Raw genomic sequence first — 4,483 nt, forward strand, 5'->3', positions numbered from 1 at the left:
GCCACGGCGCCGCCGACCAGGCCTACGTCGGGCTCGGCGGGCAGGTGTTCATGGCCTCCACCGAGGCCGAGGCCAAGCGGGTCTTCCGCCCCTACTTCGACAACGCCCCGGTCTACGGCCACGGCCCGTCGCTGGAGGACTTCACCGAGATGACCCCGCTGACCGTCGGCACCCCCGAGCAGGTCATCGAGCGCACCCTGGGCTTCGCCGACTACGCCGGCGACTACCAGCGCCAGCTCTTCCTCGTCGACCACGCCGGCCTGCCGACGTCGCTGGTGATGGAGCAGGTGGAGATGCTTGGCACCGAGGTCGTGCCCGTGCTCCGCAAGGAGTTCGAGCGCCGTCGTCCCGCCCACGTGCCCAGCGACCCGCCCACCCACGCCTCGCTCGTCGCTGCCGGCCCCGACGCCCCGCACCACCTCGTCGAGCCCGCCCGGGCCCGGGTCGAGGTGCAGGCATGAGCCGACGCATCGTCGTCGTGACGGCGGGGCTGACCGTCCCGTCGTCCACCCGGCTCCTCGCCGACCAGCTCGCCGAGGCCACCTCGGCGCAGGTCACCGCGCGCGGCGAGTCGGTGGAGGTGCACTTCATCGAGCTGCGCGAGGTCGCCGGCGAGCTGGCCACGTTCATGGTCACCGGCGGCATCCCGACGCCGCGGCTCACCGAGCTGCGCGAGCGGGTCTCCGCCGCCGACGGCCTGATCGCCGTGACCCCGGTCTTCAACGCCGGCTTCAGCGGGCTGTTCAAGATGTTCTTCGACGCCCTCGACCCCGACTCGCTGACCGGTACGCCGGTCCTGATCGCCGCGACCGCCGGGTCCACCCGGCACTCGCTGGTGCTCGACCACGCGATGCGGCCGCTCTTCGCCTACCTCCGCGCGATCGTCGTACCGACGGGCGTGTTCGCGGCCACCGAGGACTTCGGCAGCCACGGGCTCTCCGACCGGATCACGCGCGCCGCGTCTGAGCTGGCGGCCAACGTGCTCAGCCAGGGCGACTACGGAGTCGGCGGGTTCGCACCCGACCTCGCCGCGCGCCCCCGCCGTACGCCCGGAACGCAGGTGGAGTCCGATGTGACCCCCTTCGGCGACCTGCTCCGCGGGCACTCCGGCTCCGACTGACGGTGCTGCTCCTCCACCCCGGCGGGGGTGACCCGCGGTGACGTGCTGTGGCAGCGTCGCGAGGATGGACGACATCGTGTGGAGCTACAAGAACGACGACTGGATCCGCCAGAGCGACCTCGTCGGCTACGAGGTGCACGCACGAGACGGGGCCATCGGCACGGTCGACGAGGCCAGCACCGAGGCCGCGCGCCGCTGGCTCGTGGTCGACACGGGCTTCTGGATCTTCGGCAAGCTGCGACTGATCCCGGCGGGCACCGTCTCCGGCGTCGACCACGAGAACGAGATCGTGGTCGTCAACATGTCGAAGGCTGCCATCAAGGCCGCCCCCGACTACGACCGGGACACCTGGGGTGACGAGGCGCAGGGGGAGCACGCCGACTACTACGGGGAGTTCACCGACCGGCACGTCGACGAGTGAGTCCGACCCGGGTCGGGCTCCTCGGCACCTCTGCGGTGACCTTTCCCCCGTCGCAGGTCTCTCCTAGGTTGGATCCACCCCCACCTCGAGAGGACCCGGCCATGTCGATCACGCTCAACCCCTACCTCAACTTCCCGGACGCCCAGGCGCGCGCGGCGATGGAGTTCTACCAGTCCGTGCTGGGCGGTGAGCTCACCATCATGACCTTCGGCGACATGGGAACCGAGGGCCCCTTGGCCACCCAGGTCATGCACGGCCAGCTCCAGACGCCCGGTGGCATCACGCTCATGGGCGCCGACGCCCCGCCGGAGATGGTGCAGGTGACGTTCGGCGACAACATCTCGGTCAGCCTGTCCGGCGGGTCCGAGGACGCGGAGGAGCTGCGCCGTTGGTTCGCCGGCCTGTCCGAGGGCGGCCAGGTACGCCAGCCGCTCGAGGTGGCGCCCTGGGGCGACGAGTTCGGGATGCTGAACGACAGGTTCGGGATCGGCTGGCTGGTCAACATCGCTGGGACGTCGTCGTCCTGACGGTCGGCCATCGCACGAGGGATGTGCCCTGTACGTTCGCAAGCATCGCCTACCGGAGGAGCGCCCCGTGATCGAGCTGACCGAGGGCCAGGAGCTGACCCTCAGCGCCGAGGACGGGCAGACCCTGACCAAGGTGCAGATGGCCGTCGGCTGGGACCACAACCCGACGGCCGGCTTCATCGCCAGCGGCGCGCCGCCGATCGACCTCGACGCCTCGGCCGTGCAGTTCGCCAACGGCGCGTTCTTCGACCTCGCCTTCTTCAACAACCTCGCGACCCGTGACGGCTCGGTGGTCCACCTGGGCGACAACACCACCGGCAAGGGCCAGGGTGACGACGAGGTGATCACCGTGGACCTCAGTCAGGTCTACCCCAAGGTCGAATCGATCCTGTTCCTGGTCACCAGCTATCAGGGGCACTCCCTGGAGTTCATCCACAACGCCTACTGCCGGCTCATCGACGACAACGGCACCGAGCTGGCCCGCTTCACCCTCACGCTCGGGGTCCGAGAGACGGGGCTCGTCATGGCGAAGCTGTTCCGCGACGGGTCGACCTGGAAGCTCCGCGCGATCGGGACCGGCATCGCCCTGAAGACGCCGACGGACTCGATCGAGGCTCTCCTGCCCTTCATCTGAGGCTCACGGGCATCCGCGCCGTAGGTCTCGCGGCGCCAGGACTCCGAGTTGAGACGACCTGGCGGCTTGGCCCAGCTTCGTCATGGGTGACAGGGACGTGTCCTACTGAGGTGCGGCACATCGCCGCGTAACAACACTCGTGACGGCTTGCAGCGATGGGTGCTCACCCCTATCGCGGGTGTTGGGTCTTGCCAGGGTGGATTCCTGACGGTGACGCACAGGTCCTTCTGGTTCATCCCTCGAAGGCGTGCAGGATCCCTCGACCCCGCTGCTCCGTGGCCACGACGTAGCGTCCGGTCCGTGGATCGAGCGCCGCGGGTCCCATAGCCATGACCGTGCTGCTCTTCCGCAGCTTCGTCGACCAGCGCCAGAGCCGGTGAGCCCGCATCGAGTAGCTCTCGACGACCAGACTCCGTTGGTCCGGCGAGAAGGCGAGCAGGACGCGGCGCCGCGGATCCTGGGTGACCAAGGGCGCGTCGCCCTGGACGGTGGTCCGCGCGACACGTACCCGTCGGCCGGCTGCATTCACAGTCACGATCTGCAGAGTTCTGCCGTGCAGGCCGGTGGCCACCAGATTGCCCGAGCCCGGTAGGGAGACGAGGTGCTGTGCCAAGCTGAGGCGCCCCTTCCTGCCGGCCGACCAAGTGCGACGAAACAACAGCTGCCCGCTGTCGGCCCTCAGGCCGTGCAAGAACAGGCTGCTCCGGCGGACCTGACCGAAGGCGTAGATACGACCATTGTGCGGGTTGATCTCCAGGTCGACTCCTTGCGCGCGGGGGCCTGCGTAGGAGTCAGTGCGCCACAGCAGGTCGCCGTGCGGGGAGTGGGCTGAGATCACCATCCGGTTCAGCCCGATCCCGTTCTGGTCTCCGAATCGGTGCTGCCCCAGCACCACGACCGCCCCGGTGGCGCTGTCAATCTCGATGTCGAGGGGTCGGCTGCCAGACCCGGGCCCGGCCCCGGACTCATAGCGGTCGCTGAACAGCGCCACACCCTCCGTGCTCCAGCAGGCAGTCGTCCAGGTGGTCCCCGACCCACGGTCCTGGCTCACCGTGCACGTCTGGCCGCTGGTGGGATCCACGGCGGCAAGCGTGCGCCCGACCGCGCCCGTGCTCTGCCAGACGAGGTTGCCCTGGCGATCAAGGACCGTGACCGCGGCGGGGCTGTCGTAACCGCCGCTCAACGTGATGTGACCGCGCGTGCCATCGACCATGAGCTCGACGTCGGCGTAGATTTGCGGCGCCGGCGTGGTCCACAGTGTCTTGCCCGTGCGACGGTGGATCGCTCGGACGAAGGACTCGGACTCCGCGCTGTCGTGCGGTTGGCGGATCCCGTAGACGTAGACGGTCCTGTTGGCCGGGTCGGTCGCCACGGCTCCGAACCGGGCGAACTCACCGCTCATCTGGTGTGTCCACTGCCGCTCTCCCGGACGGTTGGCACGGCTGTCGGCGTGGGCAGGCAGAGAAATCAGCGTGGAGGCGATCATGCCGAGCAGGATGGGCAGCAGGGCGCCTCGCAGGCGAGTGCTATGACGCGTCACGTGGGCAGTTCTCACTATCAGGTCCTCCCGAGGCGGGGTCGGTCCGGAGTATGACGCGCCCCATCCAAGTGAAGTTGTCGCTGAGGGCGCTGCACGCACTTGTGTCAGTCTGACCTAGCTGTACTGATCGGGCACGTTGGTCGAGATCGTGTGACGACACGATCTGAATGAGCTTGGAAGGCGAAGACCTCCGGGCGTGGAGTGGAGCTGTCTAAGAACCGCTTCCACCACCTGGAGGTCT

5 protein-coding genes and 1 pseudogene are annotated in these 4,483 nt (G+C 68.7%); 5 read left to right on the plus strand and 1 reads right to left on the minus strand.

What is annotated here, in order from left to right:
* The 5 genes and pseudogenes from JWN97_RS11660 to JWN97_RS11680 form a co-directional block, all read left to right on the plus strand.
* Positions 1-461 (plus strand): annotated as a pseudogene (locus tag JWN97_RS11660) (5,10-methylene tetrahydromethanopterin reductase); the annotation flags it as partial.
* Positions 458-1,120, plus strand: coding sequence for an FMN reductase (locus JWN97_RS11665; RefSeq protein WP_297622666.1), 663 nt, complete (start codon positions 458-460; stop codon positions 1,118-1,120). The pseudogene JWN97_RS11660 and the gene JWN97_RS11665, both read left to right, overlap by 4 nt.
* 64 nt (positions 1,121-1,184) lie before the next feature.
* Entirely contained in the window at positions 1,185-1,541 is a 357-nt protein-coding gene (locus tag JWN97_RS11670; protein WP_297622668.1) for a PRC-barrel domain-containing protein, read from the plus strand.
* A 101-nt stretch (positions 1,542-1,642) separates the two neighbouring features.
* A complete protein-coding gene (locus tag JWN97_RS11675) occupies positions 1,643-2,068 on the plus strand; it encodes a VOC family protein (protein WP_297622670.1) in 426 nt (141 codons plus the stop codon).
* Positions 2,069-2,135: 67 nt separating this feature from the next.
* A complete protein-coding gene (locus JWN97_RS11680) occupies positions 2,136-2,702 on the plus strand; it encodes a TerD family protein (protein WP_297622671.1) in 567 nt (188 codons plus the stop codon).
* Between the two features lie 232 nt (positions 2,703-2,934).
* On the opposite strand, the gene JWN97_RS11685 is transcribed toward JWN97_RS11680, so the two are convergent.
* Positions 2,935-4,188, minus strand: a complete 1,254-nt coding sequence (locus tag JWN97_RS11685; RefSeq protein ID WP_297622673.1) for a hypothetical protein — start codon at positions 4,186-4,188, stop codon at positions 2,935-2,937.
* Positions 4,189-4,483: the final 295 nt, after the last annotated feature.

Source organism: Nocardioides sp. (genome assembly GCF_025965415.1).
Lineage (GTDB): Bacteria > Actinomycetota > Actinomycetes > Propionibacteriales > Nocardioidaceae > Nocardioides.

What these genes read in the sequence shown, in the direction of transcription:
- JWN97_RS11675 (WP_297622670.1), top strand. Translation starts at nt 1,643, where the DNA reads ATGTCGATCACGCTCAACCCCTACCTCAACTTCCCGGACGCCCAGGCG.
- JWN97_RS11670 (WP_297622668.1), top strand. Translation starts at nt 1,185, where the DNA reads ATGGACGACATCGTGTGGAGCTACAAGAACGACGACTGGATCCGCCAG.
- JWN97_RS11685 (WP_297622673.1), bottom strand. Translation starts at nt 4,188, where the DNA reads ATGATCGCCTCCACGCTGATTTCTCTGCCTGCCCACGCCGACAGCCGT.
- JWN97_RS11665 (WP_297622666.1), top strand. Translation starts at nt 458, where the DNA reads ATGAGCCGACGCATCGTCGTCGTGACGGCGGGGCTGACCGTCCCGTCG.